The sequence below is a fragment of the Microbacterium sp. CH12i genome (genome assembly GCF_000685355.1).
Lineage (GTDB): Bacteria > Actinomycetota > Actinomycetes > Actinomycetales > Microbacteriaceae > Microbacterium.
Genome location: NZ_JHET01000007.1, coordinates 156208 through 178261 on the forward strand (window position 1 = coordinate 156208; position 22054 = coordinate 178261).

The 22054-nt window shown below is 62.5% G+C and carries 15 protein-coding genes, 4 tRNA genes and 3 pseudogenes; 10 read left to right on the forward strand and 12 right to left on the reverse strand.

Translation table 11 applies throughout. From position 1 onward, the window contains the following. The first annotated feature begins 13 nt into the window (after positions 1–13). Together DC31_RS09200 and dxs are read left to right on the forward strand one after the other, a co-directional pair. Positions 14–2890, forward strand: coding sequence for an aconitate hydratase (locus DC31_RS09200; protein WP_200872893.1), 2877 nt, complete (start codon positions 14–16; stop codon positions 2888–2890). A gap of 144 nt (positions 2891–3034) precedes the next feature. Beyond that, a pseudogene (gene dxs, locus DC31_RS09205) lies at positions 3035–4974 on the forward strand (1-deoxy-D-xylulose-5-phosphate synthase). Between the two features lie 22 nt (positions 4975–4996). Here the strand turns inward: dxs and DC31_RS09210 are convergent. From DC31_RS09210 to DC31_RS19405, 5 genes and pseudogenes are all read right to left on the reverse strand, one after another. Next, positions 4997–5683 (reverse strand): SPFH domain-containing protein, encoded by a 687-nt coding sequence (locus tag DC31_RS09210; RefSeq protein WP_036279245.1) that lies wholly within the window; start codon positions 5681–5683, stop codon positions 4997–4999. 144 nt (positions 5684–5827) lie between these two features. Continuing rightward, positions 5828–7984 (reverse strand): 3-hydroxyacyl-CoA dehydrogenase NAD-binding domain-containing protein, encoded by a 2157-nt coding sequence (locus DC31_RS09215; protein ID WP_036279806.1) that lies wholly within the window; start codon positions 7982–7984, stop codon positions 5828–5830. A gap of 8 nt (positions 7985–7992) precedes the next feature. Continuing rightward, positions 7993–9198 carry a thiolase family protein gene (locus tag DC31_RS09220; RefSeq protein WP_036279248.1) on the reverse strand — a complete coding sequence of 402 codons (1206 nt, stop codon included), beginning with the start codon at positions 9196–9198 and terminating at the stop codon, positions 7993–7995. A 73-nt stretch (positions 9199–9271) separates the two neighbouring features. Further along, a complete protein-coding gene (locus tag DC31_RS09225) occupies positions 9272–10465 on the reverse strand; it encodes a ribonuclease D (protein ID WP_036279251.1) in 1194 nt (397 codons plus the stop codon). Further along, positions 10458–11038, reverse strand: a pseudogene (locus tag DC31_RS19405) (DUF3000 domain-containing protein). Before DC31_RS19405 ends, DC31_RS09225 begins: the two are co-directional and overlap by 8 nt. Positions 11039–11063: 25 nt before the next feature. Between DC31_RS19405 and DC31_RS09235 the strand changes: the two are divergent. After that, entirely contained in the window at positions 11064–12233 is a 1170-nt protein-coding gene (locus DC31_RS09235) for an alpha/beta hydrolase family protein (protein ID WP_036279253.1), read from the forward strand. Here the strand turns inward: DC31_RS09235 and DC31_RS09240 are convergent. Next, complete coding sequence (locus DC31_RS09240; protein ID WP_036279255.1) at positions 12217–12648, reverse strand: SufE family protein; 432 nt, start codon at positions 12646–12648, stop codon at positions 12217–12219. The genes DC31_RS09235 and DC31_RS09240 overlap by 17 nt on opposite strands. 19 nt (positions 12649–12667) lie before the next feature. Continuing rightward, the gene (locus DC31_RS09245; RefSeq protein WP_036279257.1) at positions 12668–13564 is read right to left on the reverse strand and encodes a sulfurtransferase; all 897 of its coding nucleotides are present in this window, start codon (positions 13562–13564) and stop codon (positions 12668–12670) included. 129 nt (positions 13565–13693) lie between these two features. Here DC31_RS09245 and zapE point away from each other — a divergent pair, with 129 nt between their 5' ends. The 3 genes from zapE to DC31_RS09260 all read left to right on the forward strand — a co-directional run bounded on the left by zapE (position 13694) and on the right by DC31_RS09260 (position 16670). After that, positions 13694–14746: a cell division protein ZapE gene (gene zapE, locus DC31_RS09250; protein WP_036279260.1), complete on the forward strand. Its 1053-nt coding sequence runs from the start codon at positions 13694–13696 to the stop codon at positions 14744–14746. A gap of 116 nt (positions 14747–14862) precedes the next feature. Beyond that, positions 14863–16101, forward strand: a complete 1239-nt coding sequence (locus tag DC31_RS09255) for an ammonium transporter (RefSeq protein ID WP_036279263.1) — start codon at positions 14863–14865, stop codon at positions 16099–16101. Positions 16102–16121: 20 nt separating this feature from the next. Further along, positions 16122–16670, forward strand: a complete 549-nt coding sequence (locus DC31_RS09260) for a type II toxin-antitoxin system PemK/MazF family toxin (protein ID WP_051606676.1) — start codon at positions 16122–16124, stop codon at positions 16668–16670. A 6-nt stretch (positions 16671–16676) separates the two neighbouring features. Here DC31_RS09260 and DC31_RS16990 read toward each other — a convergent pair whose 3' ends face one another. From DC31_RS16990 to DC31_RS09275, 3 genes and pseudogenes are all read right to left on the reverse strand, one after another. Next, positions 16677–17504, reverse strand: a complete 828-nt coding sequence (locus DC31_RS16990; RefSeq protein ID WP_051606679.1) for a hypothetical protein — start codon at positions 17502–17504, stop codon at positions 16677–16679. Positions 17505–17546: 42 nt separating this feature from the next. Then, positions 17547–18689 (reverse strand): DUF1611 domain-containing protein, encoded by a 1143-nt coding sequence (locus tag DC31_RS09270; protein ID WP_235201423.1) that lies wholly within the window; start codon positions 18687–18689, stop codon positions 17547–17549. 219 nt (positions 18690–18908) lie between these two features. Beyond that, a pseudogene (locus tag DC31_RS09275) lies at positions 18909–20151 on the reverse strand (IS256 family transposase). 198 nt (positions 20152–20349) lie between these two features. On the opposite strand from DC31_RS09275, the gene DC31_RS09280 reads away from it, so the two are divergent. After that, positions 20350–20739: an SPW repeat domain-containing protein gene (locus tag DC31_RS09280; protein ID WP_036279266.1), complete on the forward strand. Its 390-nt coding sequence runs from the start codon at positions 20350–20352 to the stop codon at positions 20737–20739. 50 nt (positions 20740–20789) lie between these two features. On the opposite strand, the gene DC31_RS09285 is transcribed toward DC31_RS09280, so the two are convergent. Beyond that, positions 20790–20865, reverse strand: a tRNA-Val gene (locus DC31_RS09285). A gap of 151 nt (positions 20866–21016) precedes the next feature. Between DC31_RS09285 and DC31_RS09290 the strand changes: the two genes are divergently transcribed. The 3 genes from DC31_RS09290 (at position 21017) to DC31_RS09300 (ending at position 21310) form a co-directional block, all read left to right on the forward strand. After that, a tRNA-Gly gene (locus DC31_RS09290) sits at positions 21017–21088 on the forward strand. Between the two features lie 52 nt (positions 21089–21140). Beyond that, positions 21141–21211: transfer RNA gene (locus DC31_RS09295), tRNA-Cys, on the forward strand. A gap of 27 nt (positions 21212–21238) precedes the next feature. Then, positions 21239–21310 (forward strand) — tRNA-Val (locus tag DC31_RS09300). A 229-nt stretch (positions 21311–21539) separates the two neighbouring features. Here DC31_RS09300 and DC31_RS09305 read toward each other — a convergent pair. After that, entirely contained in the window at positions 21540–22007 is a 468-nt protein-coding gene (locus tag DC31_RS09305; protein WP_051606681.1) for a MarR family transcriptional regulator, read from the reverse strand. Between the last annotated feature and the right edge of the window lie 47 nt (positions 22008–22054).

Genomic DNA, 22054 nt, shown 5'->3' on the forward strand with positions numbered 1-22054 from the left:
GCAGGCGAGCAAGATGGAGTCGCCTGTCGCTCCCATCAGATTAGAAGGAGACGGATTCGTGTCCACGGTCAATAGCTTCGGTGCCAAGAGCACCCTGACGGTCGGCAGTACCGACTATGAGATCTTCCGCGTGGACGCTGTTCCCGGCTACGAGAAGCTCCCATTCAGCCTCAAGGTGCTCCTAGAGAACCTGCTTCGCACCGAAGACGGCGCGAATGTGACGAAGGCGCAGATCGAGGCGCTCGGCTCCTGGGATGCTGCGGCAGACCCGAGCACCGAGATCCAGTTCTCGCCTGCACGAGTCGTCATGCAGGACTTCACCGGCGTGCCCTGCATCGTCGACCTTGCCACCATGCGCGAGGCCGTCACGGCTCTCGGCGGCGACCCGAGCAAGATCAACCCGCTCTCACCCGCTGAGATGGTCATCGACCACTCGGTGATCGCCGACCTCTTCGGCTCGGAGAACGCTCTTGAGCGCAACGTCGAGATCGAGTACGAGCGCAACGGGGAGCGCTACCAGTTCCTGCGTTGGGGCCAGACAGCGTTCAACGACTTCAAGGTCGTTCCTCCTGGAACCGGCATCGTCCACCAGGTGAACATCGAGCACCTCGCCAAGGTTATTTACGACCGCACCAACGGTGGCGTGCTTCAGGCCTACCCCGACACGTGTGTCGGCACCGACTCGCACACCACTATGGTCAACGGACTCGGCGTACTCGGCTGGGGCGTCGGCGGCATCGAAGCAGAAGCTGCGATGCTCGGTCAGCCCGTCTCGATGCTCATCCCGCGCGTCGTCGGCTTCAAGCTCACTGGCGAGATTCCCGCCGGCGTGACCGCGACCGACGTTGTGCTCACGATCACCGAGATGCTGCGCAAGCACGGTGTGGTCGGCAAGTTCGTTGAGTTCTACGGTGCGGGCGTGGCATCCGTTCCGCTCGCGAACCGCGCCACCATCGGCAACATGAGTCCCGAATTCGGTTCGACCGCGGCAATCTTCCCGATTGACGATGTCACAACCGATTACCTGCGCCTGACCGGTCGTGACGAGCAGGCTGTCGCTCTCGTTGAGGCCTACGCAAAGGAACAGGGCCTCTGGCACGACGCTTCCAAGGAGCCGTCGTTCAGCGAGTACATCGAACTCGACCTCAGCACCGTCGTTCCCTCGATCGCCGGCCCGAAGCGCCCGCAGGACCGCATCCTGCTCTCTGAGGCGAAGTCGCAGTTCGAGAAGGACATTCTCAACTACGCCAGCGCGAGCACTTCGAACTCGATGGTCGATCTCGACTCGAAGCACTCCTTCCCGGCCTCAGACCCGGGTTCGGTGCCCGGCGAAGAAGAAGCAGACACCCGTCCGGTCCACATCTCGAGCGGCGTCAATGGCACGTCCCAGCCGGTTCCGGTGACCACACCCGATGGCGAGAAGTACATCCTCGACCACGGTGCGGTCACTCTGGCCGCGATCACGTCGTGCACCAACACGTCGAACCCCTCGGTCATGATGGCTGCTGGCCTTCTTGCTCGCAAGGCTCGTGAGAAGGGGCTGAAGCAGAAGCCGTGGGTGAAGACCACGCTCGGACCCGGCTCGAAGGTCGTCACGGACTACTACGAGAAGTCGGGCCTGGACAAGGACCTCGAGGGTCTCGGGTTCTACACCGTCGGCTACGGCTGCACGATCTGCATCGGAAACTCCGGCCCGCTGATCGAAGAGGTCTCGGCTGCGATTAACGAACACGACCTTGCGGTCACCGCCGTTCTCTCCGGTAACCGCAACTTCGAGGGTCGCATCAGCCCCGACGTGAAGATGAACTACCTCGCATCGCCGCCCCTCGTGGTCGCCTATGCGCTGGCAGGTTCCATGCACTTCGACTTCGAGACGGATGCACTCGGCAAGGACACTTCGGGCAACGACGTCTTCCTCAAGGACATCTGGCCGACACCGGCCGAGATCCAGGAGGTCATTGACTCGTCGATCTCGCGTGAGCAGTTCATCAAGCAGTACGCCACCGTCTTCGACGGCGACGAGCGCTGGACGAGTCTGCCGACCCCGACCGGACCGATCTTCGAATGGGATGAGAAGTCGACCTACGTGCGTCGTCCTCCGTACTTCGACGGCATGACGATGGAGCTCACGCCGATCGCCGACATCGAAGGCGCTCGCGTCCTCGCAACGCTGGGTGATTCCGTCACGACCGACCACATCAGCCCGGCTGGCAACATCAAGATCGGTACTCCGGCATCGAAGTACCTTGAGGAGCACGGCGTCCGTCAGAAGGACTTCAACTCTTTCGGATCGCGCCGCGGCAACCACGAGGTCATGATTCGCGGAACGTTCGCGAATATCCGCCTGAAGAACCAGCTGGTGCGAGCGGTCAACGACGGCAACGAGGTCGAGGGCGGTTTCACCCGCGACTTCACGCAGCCCGATGCTCCGCAGTCGTTCATCTACGACGCCAGCCAGAACTACCAGGATGCTGGCGTTCCACTGGTGATCTTCGGTGGCAAGGAGTACGGCTCCGGCTCATCGCGTGACTGGGCAGCCAAGGGCACGAGTCTTCTCGGCGTCAAGGCGGTCATCACCGAGAGCTTCGAGCGCATCCACCGCTCGAACCTCATCGGCATGGGCGTTGTCCCGCTGCAGTTCCCGGCCGGCGAGACCTGGGAGACCCTGGGCCTTGACGGCACCGAGGTCGTTTCGATCTCGGGCCTCGAAGAACTGAACAACGGCGCTACGCCGAAGACGGTTCACGTCACTGCCGCCCCCAGCGATCAGTCGCCCGAGGGCAAGCAGACGGTGGAGTTCGACGCGATTGTGCGCATCGACACCCCCGGTGAGGCGGACTACTACCGCAACGGTGGCATTCTGCAGTACGTGCTGCGTTCGCTGGTCTGATCTGACCTGTGCGAAGGGCTCGGATGCTTCGGCATCCGAGCCCTTCGTGGTCCGCATCCGGGGGATTCTCGGCGCGCGGCAGTAGGATCGAACGGTCGTCACCTGCTACCCGGGGCGATAGCCGAAGACATTCAGGAGGTGCAGATGCCCATTCTTCCCGGCATCGCAGGCCCACGAGATCTTGACGCCTTGAGCGTGTCTCAGCTGGAAGAACTGGCAGCTGAGGTTCGATCGTTCCTCATCGAGAACGTCTCGCGCACCGGTGGCCATCTCGGCCCGAACCTGGGCGTCGTCGAGCTCACCATCGCTCTGCACCGCGTCTTCGAGTCGCCCGATGACCCGATCATCTTCGACACCGGGCATCAGTCGTACGTGCACAAGCTGCTCACCGGTCGTCAGGACTTCTCTGCGCTTCGTGTGCGAGGCGGCCTCGCCGGTTACCCGCAGCGCAGCGAGAGCCCCCACGCGTCGTGGAGTCTTCGCACGCGTCGAGCTCGTTGAGCTGGGCGGATGGCATCTCACGCGCCTTGGCGGCGACGGGGCGTGATGACCGTCACGTCGTGGCGGTTGTTGGCGACGGCGCCCTCACAGGCGGAATGACCTGGGAGGCGCTCAACAACATCACCGATGACAATGATCGCAATCTTGTCATCGTGGTGAACGACAACGGTCGCTCATATGCACCGACCATCGGTGGCATGTCTCGCTATCTGAACCGCGTGCGCACCGCCGCTGCATACAAAGATCTGCACCACCGCTCTGACCGGTTCTTCCGTGCCTTCGGTCCGGCCGGACGCGCTCTCTTCCGCGGCGTCCGTGGTGGTGCTCACGGCTTCCTGTCGCGCTTCACGAACAACGAAGACCTATATTCCAATCTCGACATCAAGTACCTGGGGCCTGTCGACGGCCATGACGTCGCGGCGCTTATCGAGACGCTCGAGCTTGCGAAGTCGTATGGTGCGCCGGTGCTGGTCCATGCGATCACCGAGAAGGGGCGTGGATACCAGCCCGCTCGTGATGACGAAGCTGACCAGTTCCATGCCGTGAACCGTATTGATCCCGCCACGGGTGAGCCGCTCTCGAGCAGCGGCAAAGGCTGGACGGATGTCTTCTCCGAAGCGCTGGTCAGCGTGGGGGAGCGCGACTCGAAGATCATCGCGATGACCGCGGCGATGTTGCGACCGACGGGTCTTGCTCCGTTCGCCGAGCGGTTCCCCGACCGCGTGTACGACGTCGGTATCGCCGAACAGCACGCCGTGACGGCTGCTGCGGGGCTTGCTTATGGTGGCCTGCATCCGGTCGTCGCCCTCTACGCGACTTTCATGGGGCGCGCATTCGATCAGGTGCTGATGGACGTCGCGCTGCACAAAGCCGGCGTCACGTTCGTGCTCGACCGTGCTGGCGTGACGGGTCCCGATGGCCCGAGCCATCATGGGATGTGGGACCTGGCGATGCTGCAGATCGTTCCGCACATCCGCATTGCGGCACCGCGCGACGGTGCGCGTCTGAAAGAGGCGCTCGATGAGGCCGTGGCTGTGGATGACGCGCCGACGGTGATTCGCTATCCCAAGGGTGAAGTTGCCGTCGATCTGCCCGCCATCGAACGGCTGGATGACGGCGTCGATGTGCTCTCGCGCGGTGAAAGCGAAGACGTGCTGATCGTCGCTATCGGACCATTCGCTGCCCTCGCAATGGACGTCGCTGAGCGCCTTCGCGCACAGGGGATTGGCGCCACAGTGATCGATCCGCGCTGGGCTATTCCCGTTCAGCCGTCGATCGTTGAACTGGCAGAGCGCCATCGACTCGTGATCACGCTCGAAGACGGCATCCGGGTTGGAGGTATCGGCACACGCGTGCGTCAGGTTCTTCGTGAAGCTGGCGTTGATACCGCGGTGGATGAGCTGGGGCTTCCCGACGAGTTCCTCGACCACGCATCGCGTGATCAGATCCTTGCGGATGCCGGGCTCACAGCGTCAAAGATCGCTCAGGATGTCGTGGCGCAGGTCCTCGGCACCCGCATCCCGGTCGCACGCCATGCGGGCGAGACCGGCGCGATTGATTTGCCGTTGCACGAGCGCCGCTGAGGGTCAGACGTACTCCTCCGGCTCAGTTCAGTGCATGAAGCGCGGCGACCGCCTGCTGCTCGCGGTCGGTCGCTCGAAGAGCCTCTGATAGGAGATAGCCGTCGGTCAGGGCATCGCCGGTGATCATGATCCGGACGATCTCGACACCGCAGTCTCTCAGGGCTGTCTCTTCACAGGCTGCGAGCACCTGAGCCCCGAGCTCAACGTTGGTGGGGAGCGCGGCGCCCGGCAGATCTCGCACCACGTCGCGCATGGCTGAGCCGACGATATTCGCCGCGCGCTCTTTGACGTTCACGACATCCAGCTCGAACACGCGCATTGCGCGGCCAGACGGTATGGGCCGCCATTCGAACGACGCGTGCACGAGATGCTGGTGTCCGGCGGCACCAGTGAGCTGCCTGGCCGGTAGGTCTGTTGCGCGGCAGCGAACGTCGATGAGCTTGTACCAGTAGAACAGCGGAAATACGCCGTGCGTTCCCGGGGTGAGCACGACGACCTCGCCGACAGTGCCTTTTGCGGTTTTGGCGCTGCGGCTGTTCGGCTTGAGGATGATCGGCTTGCCGTTGCGGGTACGTATCGCCGCCCAGCCCTCGTCTATGGTCACGATGAACATCTTCAGAAGCATCGGAAACACCAACAGAGTGGTGAGAACTGCTGTGCCCGTCTTGACGAGGCCGTTTCCTGTAAAAGCGGCGATGATCGCGTCCATGACTCTCACAGTGCCCGATCGCACAGGTCGTGGACGACGAAATCACGACGACGGGGACGGTGTTCACCGTCATTTCGCCGTCCGTTATCGCAACAGAAAAGGGTGGGGCGACCTCTCGATCGCCCCACCCTTGATCTTTGCGCGTCAGCGGTGCGCGATGCCCCGAATCGGCGGCGTGTGGAACGTGCCGTTGAATACTCGTTCGGATGCGCCCTCACGATCGAGGTACACCGAAGCGCCACCATCGATGAACGGCCAGCCAGCGCCGAGGATCAGGCAGAGGTCGATGTCTTCGACCTCTGGCACGACACCCTCGTCCAGCATGATCTTGATCTCCTGCGTGAGCCCATCCTGAACACGCTTGAGGATCTCGGCAGCCGAGGCCGGGTTCTTACCAACGACAGGCTTGAGCAGCTTTTCAGCAGCCTTCGTGAACCCTGTAACGCGGCCACCCTTGTCTTTCTCGACGACATGTTCAAGTTCTGCAAGCGCATGGAAGTTGTCGTTGGCGTAGAACCGGTCGGGGAAGTGGCGCACCATCGTGTCCTGCACGTGCGCTGCGACCTTCCATCCAACGAGGTCGATGAGCTGGAACGGCCCCATCGGCAACCCCAGCGGACCGAATGCCTTCTCCACATCGGCGACGGGGGTTCCTTCGTACACTGCGCGGGCGGCCTCGCCCATGACCTTCGCGAGCAGACGGTTGACCACGAAGCCGGGGGCGTCGGCGGTGAGAACCGCGTTCTTGCCCAGTCCCTTGGCGACGACGAATGCGGTCGAGAGCGTCTGCTCGTTGGTGCCTGGAGTCTTCACAACCTCGATGAGCGGCATGACCGCGACGGGGTTGAAGAAGTGGAACCCGACGAGACGCTCGGGGTGAGCGAGCTTCGCGCCGATCTCCTCGACCGACAGTGATGAGGTGTTGGTGGCAAGGATGGCGTCATCGGCGATGAACTTTTCGATGTCGCCGAACACCTGCTGCTTGACGCCGACTTCCTCGAACACAGCCTCGATGACGAAGTCGCAGTCTGCGTATTCGCTCTTGTCGACCGTGCCGTGAATGAGACCGCGCAGTTTGTTCGCGTTGTCGGAGTCGAGCCGACCCTTCGCTTCGAGCTTGCCGATTTCCTCATGGATGTATGCCACACCCTTGTCAACGCGGGCTTGGTCGATGTCAGTGATGAGCACCGGCACCTGCAGCCTGCGTACGAACAGCAGCGCGAACTGGCTGGCCATTAGACCTGCACCGATGATGCCGACCTTCGTGACCTTCTTTGCCAGCGCCTTGTCCGGAGCGCCTACCGGACGCTTCGCACGCTTCTGCACAAGGTCGAACGCGTACATGGACGCCGCGAACTGGTCACCCGTGACGAGATCGGCCAGCGCCTCGTCTTCACGGGCGAACGCTTCGGCCTTGTCCTTGGTCGACGTGCCACTCTTTGCCTTGTCGAGCAGATCGAGGGCAACATAGGGCGACTTAGGAACGGTGCCGATCTTCGATTCCAGCATCCCGCGTGCCATCTTGATCGCAATGGGCCACTTCGTGAGACGCTCGATCTTGCCGGGCTCGTTCTTGCGCTCGATCTTCTTGCCGCCGAGAACAGCATCCGCCCACGCGAGTGAGTTTTCGAGGTAGTTGGCGGCGGGGAAGATCGCATCCATGATGCCGAGGTCGAATGCCTGCTGCGGCTTGAGCATGCGGTTCTGTTTCAGCGGGTTCGAGATCACGACCTCAAGGGCGTTCTCGATGCCGATGAGGTTCGGAAGCAGGTACGCGCCACCCCAGCCCGGAATGAGGCCGAGGAAGACCTCAGGGAGGGCTACAGCGGCCGCAGATGCGTCGACAGTGCGATAGTTCGAGTTCAGTGCGATCTCGAGCCCACCGCCCAGCGCCAGGCCGTTCACGAAAGCAAATGACGGCACACCGAGTTCACTGAGTGATCCGATCACCTTGTGACCCAGCTGTGCAATGAGAAGCGCGTCATCGCGAGATGTGACCTGCGAGATATCCGATAGGTCGGCGCCGGCCGCCAGGATGTACTGCTTGCCGGTGATGCCGACAGCCTGAATCTCGCCGGCCGCAGCGCGTGCGTTGAGCCGTGCGAGAGTTTCACCGAGTTCGGTGATGGTCGCAGGCCCCAGGGTGTTCGGACGCGTGTGGTCGCGGCCGTTGTCGAGGGTGATGAGTGCGAGCACCTTGCCGGAGGCGAGTCGCACGTCACGCACCACCGAGTGTGTAACGACCTCGTCTCCAGCGAGCGCCAAGATGGGCGAGAAATCAATCTTTTCGTAGTCAGTCATGTTCGCAGTCACTTCCGCTTCTTGCCGTCGTAGAAGGGGTTCTCCCAGATGACGCTGCCGCCCTGGCCCAGTCCCACGCACATGGCGGTGAGACCGTAACGCACGTCCGGACGCTCTTCGAACTGCGCCGCGAGCTGGATCATCAGACGCACACCGGATGCCGCGAGCGGATGCCCAACAGCGATCGCGCCGCCCCACTGGTTGACGCGAGGGTCATCATCGGCGATGCCGAAGTGGTCGAGAAGCGAGATCACCTGGATCGCGAATGCTTCGTTCAGCTCGAACAGTCCGATGTCATTGATCGTGAGCCCGGCCTTCTTGAGAGCCTTCTCTGTTGATGGGATCGGACCGATGCCCATGATCTCGGGCTGAACGCCGGCGAAGGCGAACGAGACGAGCTTCATCTTGGGCTTCAGAGAGAACTCTTTCACCGCACCGCCACCGGCGAGCAGCGACATTGTCGCGCCGTCTGTCAACGGGGATGAGGTTCCTGCTGTCACACGGCCATGAGGGCGGAACGGCGTCTTCAAACCAGCGAGGTCTTCCATCGTGGTCTGCGGGCGGCGGCCCTCATCCTCGGTGGCGAGACCCCAGGCGCCGTCCGCGCCCTTCACGGATACAGTCACGAGGTCGGGCTGGATCTTGCCTGCGTCGTATGCGGCTTGCACCTTCTGCTGGCTGAGCATGCCGAAACGGTCAGAGCGCTCTTTGGTGAGGTGCGGGAAGCGATCGAAGATGCGCTCCGCAGTGACGCCCATGTTCAGGGCACCGGGGTCGACCATCTTCTCCGCGACGAAGCGCGGGTTCGGGTCGGTGTTGGCGCCGATCGGGTGGTGGCCCATGTGCTCGACGCCACCGGCAAGAGCAAAGTCGTACATGCCGATCCCGATCGATGCCGCCATCGTGGTCACACTGGTCATAGCACCAGCACACATGCGCTCTACGGCTAGGCCGGGGACAGTGTTCGGGAGGCCAGCGAGAATCGCTACGGAGCGACCGAGGGTCAGCCCCTGGTCGCCGGTCTGTGATGTCGCGGCGATTGCGACATCATCGATGCGGTCCGCCGGAACACCGGTGTTGCGTTCCATGAGACCGATCGTCGCCTTCACAGCGAGGTCGTCTGCGCGGGTGTTCCAGTACATGCCTTTTTCGCCGGCGCGCCCAAATGGGGTGCGCATGCCATCGACGAAGAAAACGTCCGAGATCTCGGCCACTTTGCCTCCAAGGTTGGGGAATGACCTCAGCCTATGAGCCCGTAGGGCACCGGGGGAATCGCTTGGTTCGAATCTACGACTCGGGAGCGACTGCCTCATCGGGCACTTGCGTGGAGTCTACAAAGGCATCCAAGATCTTCTGTACAGTTTGCTCAATCTGCCATGGGCGCGCGCCAAGTCCAGCAAGGGTTTCGGAGATGGCATCCGTCGTGAAAGCGGGCGGAGCCCATGCGAGCTTGCGCAGCGTCTCAGGCTTGAGCAGGTTTTCCGTTGGCATCCCCAGCTCTTCGGCGACCGCTTCCACAGCGGGTCGCGCAAGCTTCAGACGTGCATCGGCCTCGGGATTGCGGTCTGCCCAGGCGCGTGGGGGGGGAAGGGTGTCGTTGTGCACCCGTACCCGGGGAACGAGGGTGCTTTCTCGTCCATCGACGATCGCCTGCCACCAGCGGTCAAGCTGCGAGCGGCTCGCACGACCGTTGAAAGCCTGCAAACTGGCGAGGGTCTGTTTGGTTTGGGGATCGGCGAGGACGGCGGCAACGAGCGAACGATCCGGCACGAGACGCCCCGGTGAAATATCTTGCTGCTGTGCAAACTCTTCGCGCGACTCCCAGAGCGATCGTGCGATCGCGAGAGCGCGTGCACCCTTGATCTGATGCAGCCCGGTGAGACGGCGCCACGGTTCTTCTCGTGGTGGACGTGGTGGCTGTGCGAGGGTCGCAGCGAACTCTTGCGTTGCGAATTCAGTCTTGTTCTGCTCTTCAAGCTCCGCGGCGATGGCGTCGCGGACATCGACGAGATGCAGCACATCCAGCGCCGCGTAATCCAACCACGTGTCTGGCAGCGGACGCGTCGACCAATCGGCGGCCGAGTGCTCTTTCTTCAGAGTGATTCCGAGGGTGTCCTCAACCACTGCGGCGAGGCCGACGCGCTCGTGCCCGAGCAAACGGGCGGCTAACTCGGTATCAAAGATTCGCGCCGGCTCGAGGTCGAGCTCGCGGAGGGAAGGGAGATCCTGGCTCGCCGCGTGAAACACCCATTCGATATCGCCGATCGCAGCTTGCAATGCTGAGAAGTCTCCGATTGCGGGCGGATCGAAGAGGAATACTCCGGCATCGCGACGAAATACCTGCACAAGATAGGCGCGCTGCGAATATTTGAAGCCGGACGCCCGTTCGACGTCTACGGCAACCGGACCTGTGCTGGCTGCGAGCAGTCGACAGGCCGCCTCGAATTCGGTCGAGTCGTCGATGACGGTGAACTCAGTCACGCCCTGCCTTTCGTGCGCCGAACACGGCGATGTTCTCTGAGCCGGGCGGGAGACCGGCAAGCATGCCGACGAGCTCGGCCCATGCTTCCACGTGCGGCCGGAACGGTTCTTCCGGCGTCCAAGAAGATCGTAGTTCGATCTGCGCCCCATCACCTTCGACAGCGAGAGCTCCGAACCCCTTCGATAGGGTTTTGGTCGATGTTCCGGATGCCGCGTGATACACGGCATCCCGCGACTCCAATGCATCCACCAGCCACGACCAGGTCACGTCGGCGAGCAGGGGATCGGTGCCGATCTCCGGCTCTAGCGGCGCTTGGGCAAATGTGATGACTCGCCATGCGCCGCCCCAGCCAGATGGGGCATCCGGATCATGCAGAAGCACGAATCGACCGGTCCCATAGATCGAGTCACCATGTCGTTCGGACGAACGTCCGCGGCTAGGGCAATCGAGAACGGGGCGAGCCCCTGTGGGGACGGAATCTCACGAACCACAATGTCATTACGGAACACCGTGTCACGCAGCTCTGCTGCGGCACGCTCGAAATGCGCTCCGGCATCGGGGTGGGCGGTCACGGCAACAGGCTAGAGTCAGGAAGCGATGAAGAGTCTCAGGCACGCCGTTGCGCTGTTGGTCCCCGCCGTTCTTGCACTGGGCACCTCAGCGGCCCTTCTCGTGTTCGCGGTCGCGCGCAAGGTCGTTATACCGACTGATCGCGCCACCGATACCGAGATCCTTGCGGTCGACACTGGGGCGCAGACTATCGAGTTGACGCGCACGCTCGACACCGAGTTGCCAGGACGCTACGGGCTGTTCACGACCGGCACTTACGGTTATGTGAAGGTCGGCGCAGTTCTGAGCGCCGACGCAAAGAGCGTGCGGCGAAAGCTGCTTACCCAGATTGAGACCGGGGCGAAGATCGACCGCGCGGCAGGTTTCAGCGGGTGGTATTACTCAACGCCCAGCGAACTACACCTCCCGTGGGAGAGCGTGCTCATCGGATCGCCCGCAGGGCCTTGCCCCGCGTGGCTGTTCCCCGCAGAGTCATCGACCGCAGAGTCATCGACCTGGGTGATCCAGGTGCACGGGCGCGGCACAACGCGCGCCGAATGCCTCCGCGCCGTGCCGGTGTTCCACGCGATGGGTTTGCCGAACCTCGTGGTTTCGTATCGAAACGACGGTGAGGCTCCGCGCAGTCGCGGTGGTTCGTACGCACTCGGCGCAGTGGAGTGGCGTGACGTGGATGCTGCGATCTCATACGCGCTGCGGCACGGGGCAAAACAGGTGTTGCTGATGGGCTGGTCGATGGGTGGCGCGATAGCGCTGCAGACGGCCGTGTCATCCGGCAATCATGACGCGATCGTCGGACTCGTTCTCGATTCTCCGGTCGTGGACTGGCGAACGGTGTTGCGCTTCCAAGCTCGGGCCGCGGGCATCCCGAATCCGCTGCCGACACTGGCGATGAACGCCCTCGGTTCGCCGCTGACCGCGCGCCTATCGGGTTCTGAAGCGCCGATTGCATTCGACCGACTCGATATGGTTGCCCGCGCGGATGAACTCACCGTGCCGATACTTTTGCTGCACAGCGACGATGACGGCTTCGTGCCCGCCGACGGCTCGCACGCTCTCGCCGAAGCGCGGCCCGATATTGTCACGATGCCGCGCTTCAGCGTCGCGCGTCACACCAAAATCTGGAACTATGACCAGATCAGCTGGACGGCAGCAATCACAGACTGGGCTGCCGCGAACGGGTTCACCGCTTCAGCGTGACCTGACGCTTGGCCCGCATCAGCATCCCCGTCATTCCGCCGATTCGCAACGGCGAGACTGCACGCGTGAGGCCGATGCTCTGCGGGTAGTCATCAGGGATCGCGAGTACCTCGTCTGGCGTAAGACCGGTGATGCCCTGAACGAGGATGCTGGCGAAGGCACGCGTCGTCGGCGCCTCCTTCGGCGCCGTCGCGTGCATCGCGACGACACCGTCAATGACCTCGACGAAGATGTAGACGGGAGACTGGCACTCTGCGACCCGCTCGGTCATCTCCGGGTGGTTCGCGATCTCGTCGGAAACCGCCGGAAGCTCATTGGCGTACTCCAGCAACAACTGAAGCCGATCGGCCTCAGGAAGCTCGAGGAAGTCGTCGCGGATCTCGGCGAGGGTGTCAGGGACGTTCGTGGTGCTCATCCCTGACATTCTCACACGCTCAGAGCGAACCAGGCTCAGCGCCCGTGACGATCGGCACCCGAACAGCGCTGCCCCACTCAGTCCACGAGCCGTCGTAGTTGCGCACCTTCTCGAAGCCGAGCAGGTGCTTCAGCACGAACCAGGTGTGGCTGGAGCGCTCACCGATGCGGCAGTATGCGACGACATCGTCATCGTCGTTGATGCCGGCGCCGTCGCGGTAGATCGCGTCGAGCTCGGCCCGCGAGCGGAAGCCGCCGTCTTCTGCCACTGCCTTCGCCCACGGCACGCTCTGTGCGGTAGGGATGTGTCCGGCGCGCAGCGAGCCCTCTTCCGGGTATGCCGGTGCAGTCGTGCGCTCACCGTTGTATTCCTCGGGGGAGCGCACATCGATCAGCGGACCGGTACCGATGAACGCGACGACATCGTCTTTGTAGGCACGCAGAGCGGAGTCATCGCGCTCGACGATCGGGTAATCAGTGGGAGTGACGTTCGACGCGTCAGTGGTGATCTCGCGGCCCTCAGAGATCCAGCGGTCGCGGCCGCCGTCGAGGAGGCGGACGTCTTCGTGTCCGAAGAGCGAGAAGACCCAGAGTGCGTATGCCGCCCACCAGTTGTTCTTGTCGCCGTAGATCACGACAGTGTCGTCGCGGGAGATGCCCTTGCGGCTGAGAAGCGCCGCGAAGCCCGCGCCGTCGACGTAGTCGCGTACCACCGGGTCGTTGAGTTCGGTGTGCCAGTCCACCTTCACGGCACCAGGGATGTGTCCTGTTTCGTAGAGCAGCACATCCTCATCGGATTCAACGACGACGAGTCCCGGTTCACCGAGGTGAGCAGCCAGCCACTCGGTCGACACCAGACGTCCTGGCTCGGCGTATTCAGCGAACTTGGGTGATGACGAATCGAACTCGATGGTCACGGGGCGCTCCTCGATGGTGGTGAGTGAAAGCTGATGCGGTGGCGGCGTAGTGTTGAGCCGTCCCTTAAGACGATAGAGCCGTTCGGTGTGCCCAGTACCCGTTCTGTAAGACTTCGACACAGGAAACGAATGACCGACACGATCAGCCCGAACGTCGCGCATCTCACAGAGCGTCAGCCCGTGGTCACCGGAGCAGAGATGCTTACGAGCCTCGTTCCGCCGCCACAGTTCGATACCGCGACTTTTGAGAGCTATCGATCGGATGACGCGTACCCGTCACAGGCGGAGTCGAAAAAGCTACTGCAGCGGTTTGCGGGGCGCGGCGAACCAGCGAAGCGCGGTGGGTTCTTCAGCCGTGCGAAGAAGGAGCCGCAGCTCAAGCCGGGTGTCTATCTGGACGGTGGCTTCGGCGTCGGCAAGACCCACCTCCTCGCGTCGATCTATCACGCGATGCCCGCCCGTCGGAAGTACTTCGGATCCTTCATCGAGTACACGGCGCTGGTCGGAGCGCTCGGGTACCGGAACACCGTCGATCTGTTGCGCGGAGCCGATCTGCTCTGCATCGACGAGTTCGAGCTCGATGATCCGGGCGACACGATGGTCATGACGCGCCTGCTCGCAGAGCTGGTTGCCTCGGGGACTCGGCTCGCCGCCACTTCGAACACACCCCCGAACGCCCTGGGCGAAGGCCGATTTGCCGCGCAGGACTTTCTGCGCGAAATCCACGCGATGTCGGACAGCTTCGAGACGATCCGCATCGACGGCGTCGACTTCCGCCAGCGCGCACTCGACGGTCGTGCCGTCGCACTAGAGGACGACGAGTACCAGGCGCGGATCGCGGCCGCTGCTCGCGAGGGCACAGCATCCGATGACGTTTTCGAGGATGTCGTCCGCCACCTCGCCAAGGTGCATCCCTCTCGCTACATCCGGCTGATCGACGGCATCACGCTCGTCGGCCTCCGAAACGTCCACGTGCTGACCGATCAGTCCGAGGCGTTGCGTTTCGTGGCTTTTGTCGATCGCGTGTACGACGCTCAACTGCCGCTCATCGCGACTGGCGTGAGCCTCGACCAGGTCTTCTCCGAAGAGATGTTGGGCGGCGGATACCGCAAGAAGTACCTCCGCGCCATTTCACGGCTGAATGCGCTGACCCATTCTGCACAACAGTCGAGCGTCGCGTAACGCGATGGTTACACGGCGTTCGAGAGCGTAACGTCGCGGAAACACTCAACGTGTATCCCGGAAACGGGGCCTCGCCACACTGAAGTTCTCAATTACTTCGGATGTGAGGTTTTCCTATGGATGCTCCCGGCAACATCTCTTGGGGTATTACCGCGACAGCCCTCGTGCTCTTGATGACACCAGGCGTCGCCTTCTTCTACGGCGGTCTGGTCAAGGCGAAGAGCGTGGTCAGCATGATGATGATGAGCTTCGGCTCCATCGGTCTGGTCGCAGTGCTCTGGATTCTGTATGGCTTCTCGATGAGCGCGGTCGACAGCCCAACAGCCTTCGCGGGCAACCCATTCGCAGACTTTGGTCTTGGCGGCTTGGCTTCAGGCGAGGGCTCGAACGTCGCTCTCATCGGTGTGGCCTACGGCGCGACCTTCGCGATCATCACCGTCGCCCTGATTTCGGGGGCGATCGCGGACCGGGCGAAGTTCGGCAGCTGGCTGATCTTCGCCGGTGTCTTCGCGACCGTCGGATACTTCCCGATTGCCGCATGGGTCTGGGGTGGCGGGTGGATCATGAACCTCGGCACCACGCTGTTCGGTGCGGACAGCGGCATCGCCGTCATCGACTACGCGGGCGGAACGGCCGTGCACATCAACGCCGGCGCTGCGGCCCTTGCGCTTGCGCTTGTCCTCGGACGGCGCATCGGGTTCCAGAAGGGCATCCTGAAGCCGCACAACGTGCCGCTCACGCTCATCGGTGCGGCGATCCTGTGGTTCGGGTGGTTCGGCTTCAACGCTGGCGCGGAATGGCTCTCTGAGGACATGGGTGGCGTGGGCCTGATCGGCCTGAACACGCTGGGCTCGACGGCCGCGGCAATCCTCGGCTGGATTCTTGTGGAGCGCATCAAAGACGGCAAGGCGACGTCGGTGGGTGCCGCGTCTGGCGCGGTTGCGGGTCTCGTTGCCATCACCCCGGCCTGCGCCAACCTGACCCCCGGGTGGTCTCTGCTGCTCGGTGCCGTCGCCGGGATCGTGTGCGCTCTCGCAGTGGAGCTGAAGTTCCGGCTCGGCTTTGATGACTCGCTCGATGTGGTCGGCATCCACCTCGTCGGTGGTCTTCTCGGCACGCTGTACCTCGGCTTCTTCGCCACCGAGACCGGATTGTTCGTCGGTGGAGATATCCGTCAGTTCGTCGTTCAGCTGATCGCTGCCCTGGGCGTTCTGGTCTACGCCTTCACCGTCGCGTTCATCATCGGAACGGTGATCCAGAAAACGATTGGGTTCCGCATCACGAACGAGGATGAAATCGCCGGAGTCGACTCGGTCGTCCACGGTGAGGAAGGGTACGCACTCGTCGAAGTGTGAGCGCTCGATAGGGTGACGGAGTGAGTTCTTCCAAGAGCATCCTCGCCCAGATCGCCGATCTCGTTATCACGGTGTTCACGTCCAGTACGTCCCGGTCTTCCGAAAAGACGCCGGGACGTACTGGCGTTTCCGCACCGGATTCAGCCGGGCACGCGCAGGGGAGCGAGACCGTGCGAATCGATCCCGACCGCATCAAGGACCTCCGCGTCAGCTACGCACCCCAGAAAGACGGTGACCCCGATGCAGGGGAAGTTATCTGGACCTGGGTTCCGTACGAAGAGAACGACGGGCGAGGCAAAGACCGGCCAGTGCTGGTCATCGGTCGGCAGTCAGGCACTCGGGTCTATGCCGTGCGCATGACGAGCAAACCCCACGAACGTGACCGTGACTACCTGTCGATCGGCAGCGGCGGCTGGGATTCGCAGGGGCGTGAGTCGTGGGTCGACATCGAGCAGCTGTACAGCGTGCACGAGCAAGGGATGAGGCGCGAAGCTGCAGTCCTTGACCGCAAGCGCTACGACCGGGTGGCATCGGCGCTGATCACGCGTTACGGCTGGGCGAAAGGCTGATCGCGATTAGCGCAGCACCTGGCTGAGTACGATTCCGCCGATCGTTGCGATAATCGCGAGAACGCTGACGGGGATCGCGATGAAAATCCAGAGGCTCTTGGGCATGCGCGACCGTAGCCGCTGCCCGTCGGCAGAGGCTTCTTCGAGGCGAAGTTCCGGCGCGACGCGATCGTCGGTGTACAACGTCACGCGGTCCCAGGTCTTCGCGGCGAGGGTCTGCTGAATCTGATCAAAACGCGTCCACGTCGCAGTGTCCGCGAGGTCGAACCCTCCGGGCTTGTAGACGATGAGTCTGTCGTCGCGAATTTCGACGTCAAGATCGCCGGTCTCGTCGATCAGAAGCGCCATGAGGTCCGGGGTGAAGACGTAGAGCGCGTCTGTCTCATAGCCAATTGGGGCGTAGAGGCGGAAGTGCGTGTCGAAGTCGCCCTCGAGTGAGAGGTGCTGGTCTGCTTGCGGTCGGCTGATCAAACTGGAGAAGGGCCCGGTGTCATTGCTGCGCGCGTCGAGGACCATGTGGGGGAGCCGGCGGGGGAGACGCACCGCGAGATAGCCGACGTCGATGCTTCGCTGCGGGGTGTCGACCGAGACCGTCTTGGTGATCGTGATGCGTCCACGCTGTTCGACGTTCGAGGCAGTGCGGTTGCCGCCGGTGATGAGACCTGCCTCCCAGGCGTCGCCGGAGATGCGATCACGTACGATTCCGGAGGACACCTGCTCCCAGAGACTCTCACCCATCGCGGGCGGCGCGGACTCGGCGTCATAACGCCATCCGTTGGCCTCAGCGAACGATCGGAGGTCCCGGGCGGCGAGGTATTCTGTTCCGGCGAGCATGCGCCCAGTATCTCAGGGCGACGGGGCCGAGAAACGCGCCGATCAGATCCGCTCTGCGACGACCGTCTTCGACAGCGTGGGGAACGCGTGCAGAACCATGTCGACAAGATCTTTCATCGGACGGGTCAGGGGATCGGTTGCGGGAACACCGAGATCGAGCTCGATCTCATCGATTGCCGCACCGATCTCGGCCTCAGTCAGGTTCTCGTGGTTGACGGTCACACCGATCACTCTGGTATTGGCGAAGGCCTCGATGAGCGCGACTTCACTCGCGACTGTCGGCATCGGCATCATCGGAAAGTCGCCGAGCACTCGGCGCCCTGGTGCGTGCTGGACGATGACGCCCTCAGGTCGGCTGCCTCGGAGAATATGCGCAGATGTCAGGTATGCGGGATGGCTCAGTGCCCCCTGGCCCTCCACGATGATGATGTCGGGGTTTTCGCCTTCGAAGGCTGCGACGACCTGGTTCTCGACCTCGCCGGAGCAGAACTGCGGCACGAGAGCGTCGAGTGCGACACCGTAGCGACCGCCCTGAATGATTGTTGTCTGGCCGGTACCGACCATGACCGCACGGATGCCGTGATCGTTGAGCGCCTGGACGAGCAGGGTTGCTGTGGTCCGCTTGCCGATCGCGCCGTCAGTGCCAAGCACCGCGATGCGGGGGCACGTGACGTCGAAGATCCTGCCGGAGAACAGGTGCAGATCCTTCTTGTCCTTTGGGCGGCGCACGTCGGTAATCGTGACGCCAGCAAGGATTGCCGCGGCGACGAACTCTGCGTCGTCGTTCAAGAATTCGTGGAGACCGTTGATGATGTGCATACCGCGGGCGATGCCATCCAGCAGCACTACACGCTGTGCGTCGGAGAGGAGGCCGTTGGCGGGGGCCACTCCGCAGATCAGGTAGTCGGGGGTGCGGCCAGCGTGCGCGATGGATTCGCGAAGATCAGTGAGGACCGGGATGCCGTTGGCGCTGCCGTCGAGGAACTGGCCAGCGTCGGCACCCGCGTGGCGGCTGTCGATGACGCTGAGGATCTCGTACTTCTCGGAGTGGCGGACCAGACCGTTTGCGGTCTTACCGTCCTGCTCACCGAATTGGCCTTCGCAGTAGACGATGGCGGTGGAACCGACCGGAAGTACCGGAACCAAGTCTGTAGATACGACTGTTGACGGGGTATGCGAGTGCACGGAAATCGGGTCTCCTCGGATAAATCCAGAGGAGGCGACGGAGAACGTAATGGCCGAGTGTGGGCCCGTTGGTCGACAAGAAGTCTTCCCTGATGTCGACAAGATGCCGACTCTCCTCACCGTAACAGGGAAGTCTGCGTGTCGGCCCGGATCCCATCCGAGGTGACGCCCCGCTGAGTGGTGGAGTTTCTCGACACCGTGCAGGTCAGTTGTTCTAGTTTAGGCGGCTGCGAGTTCTGGGAGGATTACCTCTTCATCGATGGCTTCGGCGGGCTCGTTCATCGTGGCGAGTTCGAGCATGGAGGCTTCGGAGAAGTAGCGTCGTTCGCCGGCTTCTCACTCGTCGTGTTGCTCGATCAGCACCGCCCCTGCCAGACGCAGCAGCGCGGCCGAGTTGGGGAATACCCCGACGACGTCCGTGCGGCGCTTGATCTCCTTGTTCACTCGTTCCAGCGGGTTCGTGGACCAGATCTGACGCCAGTGTCGCCGCGGGAAGGCGGCGAACGCGAGCAGGTCGGCTTCGGCGTCGGTGAGCATGGCAGCGACTTTCGGGTGGGACCGGCCAAGCATCGTGACAACCTCACGGAACTGCTTCAGGATGTGTTTCTTGTCGGGTTGAGCGAAGATCGTGCGGATGATCGAGGCGACCATGTCCTGGGATGCTTTCGGAACCACCGCGAGGACGTTGCGCATGAAATGCACCCGGCATCTCTGCCAGGACGCGCCTTGGAACACGGTCCCGATGGCTTTCTTCAACCCAGTGTGAGCGTCAGACATGACGAGTTTCACCCCGTCGAGACCACGGATCTTCAACGACCTGAGAAAGCTGGTCCAGAAGCCCTCGTTCTCGCTGTCTCCGACGTCGAAGCCGAGGACTTCCCGGCGGCCATCAGCGGCGACGCCGACGGCAACGACGATCGCCTGGGACACGATCCGGTGCCCAACACGGGCCTTGCAATATGTGGCGTCGAGGAAAATGTAGGGGAAGTCCTGCGCGGAGGGTGCGGTCACGGAACACGGCGACTTCCTCGTCCAGGCCCGCGCAGATCCGGGAGACTTCGGACTTGGAGATCCCGGTGTCCGCACCGAGCGCTTTGACGAGGTCATCGACCTTGCGGGTCGACACTCCGTGAACGTAGGCCTCCATCACGACCGCGAACAGTGCTTGGTCGACGCGGCGGCGCCGCTCCAGCAGCGCGGGGAAGAATGACCCGGCGCGCAGCTTGGGGATCTTCAGGTCGAGGTCTCCGGCTGTGGTCGACAGTGTTCGTGGGCGGGAGCCGTTGCGTTGAGTAGTGCGCGCTCCCGTGCGCTCGAAAGGGGCAGCGCCGATGAACGCGGTCGCTTCCGCATCAATCAGCTCCTGATACAACGTCTCCGTCGCGGAACGGATCCGATCAGTGACATCGGTGAGCTTCAGTTGAGCGAGCAGATCGAGCAGGGCAGACTGGTCTAGAGCCATCGTGGTTTGTGTCCTTCGTGAGTAGCTTTGATCGGTTCTCACTGACCATCCCACGATGGCTCACCACGTCAACGACGCGACGCTCACCACAGCCGAGATTTACACCACCCCACGGGGCATCACCCCCATCCGATATGCCGAGGGCACCGAACTGCTTGTGACAGCCGCTCTATTGCGGCCCCACTTCAAGGAGGAATCATGCGTTTTATACCAACCAAGGTCCACGGAGTCCTCGACTATCTCGTGGGCATCGCCCTCATCGCGGCACCGTGGCTGTTCGGCTTCGCTGGAGTCGGCGGCCCCGCCGTCATCATTCCGATCGTGCTCGGCGTCGGTCTCATCGTGTATAGCCTCTTCACGAAGTACGAGTGGGGCCCCTTCGGTTTCATCCCGATGCCTGTTCACCTCGTGTTCGACATCGTCGCCAGCCTCTTCCTCGCGCTGTCGCCCTGGATCTTCGGCTTCGCGGGTGAGGCGCTGAACGTCTGGCTGCCGCACGTGGTCGTGGGCGCGACTGTCATCGTCGTGGTGCTGTTCTCGCAGCCGCAGCCGGCCAACGCACCGCGCGCAGCACTTCGCAACGCGTGAAAGAAAAGGCCCAGAGCCTCGCAATTTATGCGTGGTCCTGGGCCTTTTTTTGGTGGGCGATGCGGGACTTGAACCCACGACCTCTTCCGTGTGAAGGAAGCGCGCTACCAGCTGCGCCAATCGCCCATGACCCATGGGGTCGAAAAACGATACTACCCGAACGAAACCGTCAGATTCGACCACGAGACCGGACACGCGCGAGATCGCGTTTCAGTTTTGCGTCCGCGAATTGATCGGCTAATGTTTTACGAGTGCCCGGTTCACCGGAACACGAAATGCGGATGTAGCGCAGTGGTAGCGCATCACCTTGCCAAGGTGAGGGTCGCGAGTTCGAATCTCGTCATCCGCTCGAGTGAAGAGAGTTTCCCCGGAAACTCACTGCACGTGGGGTCAATCCACACGGTGGCGTGGCCGAGCGGCTAGGCACCGGCCTGCAAAGCCGTTTACACGGGTTCGAATCCCGTCGCCACCTCGCGGCACAACTTAATAGCCTGAATAGGCGCGATTGGCGCAGCGGTAGCGCGCTTCCCTGACACGGAAGAGGTCACTGGTTCGATCCCAGTATCGCGCACACACAAAACCCCCGGATTTCCGGGGGTTTTTTCATGTCCGGGGCGAGGCGTGGGCTTGAACGCCGACAACATGCCGACGCCTGCTCGCCGCACCCGCGAAAACTTACGGCTGGGGCGCGGCGCGTGTGCGATAGCCGGGCTGTTCTGGCGGGGCGAGCTCGCCTTGCGGAAAATCAGCATCCGTAAGCCTGGAGAGAAAACGGATCACTACCTCGCGTTCGTCCTGAGTCATAGACGCGGCGGCGGAGAACCTTCTGGCGTGCTGACGCCCGATTGTGTCGTGGGCTGAGCGCCGAGTGTGCTCAGTGACCTCAAGGCACGTTGTACGCCGGTCGCTGGGATGCGGGAGCGAATGACATGGTCCCCGGCAACGAGTCGGTCTACCAGCTTGGTTGTCGACGCACTGGAAATTTCCACTTCACGCGCGATGTCCTTCGGTGTAATGATCTGACCCTGTTGCTTCGCGCGGATCAGCATCCGAATCGCACGCATGTCACTCTCGTTGAGCTTCATGTAGCGCTTCGAAGCCGCTGAGAGTGCGCGTGCTGCGTTTTGCCATTGGTGAAGCGCTTGCATCACCTGAACGCATTGCGCTAATTCCGCTTCAGACAGGTGGCTGCGATCGACGAGGTCGGAGTCGGTTGAGAAGTAACGCATGTTGGCGAGTTCGTCGGCTGATCGTTCTGAAGCGTCCACTCCCACATAGTACATTCTATGCTACTTAAATTCTCGCCTAGCTAACG

What these genes read in the sequence shown, in the direction of transcription:
- DC31_RS09200 (WP_200872893.1), top strand. Translation starts at nt 14, where the DNA reads ATGGAGTCGCCTGTCGCTCCCATCAGATTAGAAGGAGACGGATTCGTG.
- DC31_RS09210 (WP_036279245.1), bottom strand. Translation starts at nt 5,683, where the DNA reads ATGGACGCGATCATCGCCGCTTTTACAGGAAACGGCCTCGTCAAGACG.
- DC31_RS09215 (WP_036279806.1), bottom strand. Translation starts at nt 7,984, where the DNA reads ATGACTGACTACGAAAAGATTGATTTCTCGCCCATCTTGGCGCTCGCT.
- DC31_RS09235 (WP_036279253.1), top strand. Translation starts at nt 11,064, where the DNA reads ATGAAGAGTCTCAGGCACGCCGTTGCGCTGTTGGTCCCCGCCGTTCTT.
- DC31_RS09240 (WP_036279255.1), bottom strand. Translation starts at nt 12,648, where the DNA reads ATGAGCACCACGAACGTCCCTGACACCCTCGCCGAGATCCGCGACGAC.
- zapE (WP_036279260.1), top strand. Translation starts at nt 13,694, where the DNA reads ATGACCGACACGATCAGCCCGAACGTCGCGCATCTCACAGAGCGTCAG.
- DC31_RS09255 (WP_036279263.1), top strand. Translation starts at nt 14,863, where the DNA reads ATGGATGCTCCCGGCAACATCTCTTGGGGTATTACCGCGACAGCCCTC.
- DC31_RS16990 (WP_051606679.1), bottom strand. Translation starts at nt 17,504, where the DNA reads ATGCTCGCCGGAACAGAATACCTCGCCGCCCGGGACCTCCGATCGTTC.
- DC31_RS09280 (WP_036279266.1), top strand. Translation starts at nt 20,350, where the DNA reads ATGCGTTTTATACCAACCAAGGTCCACGGAGTCCTCGACTATCTCGTG.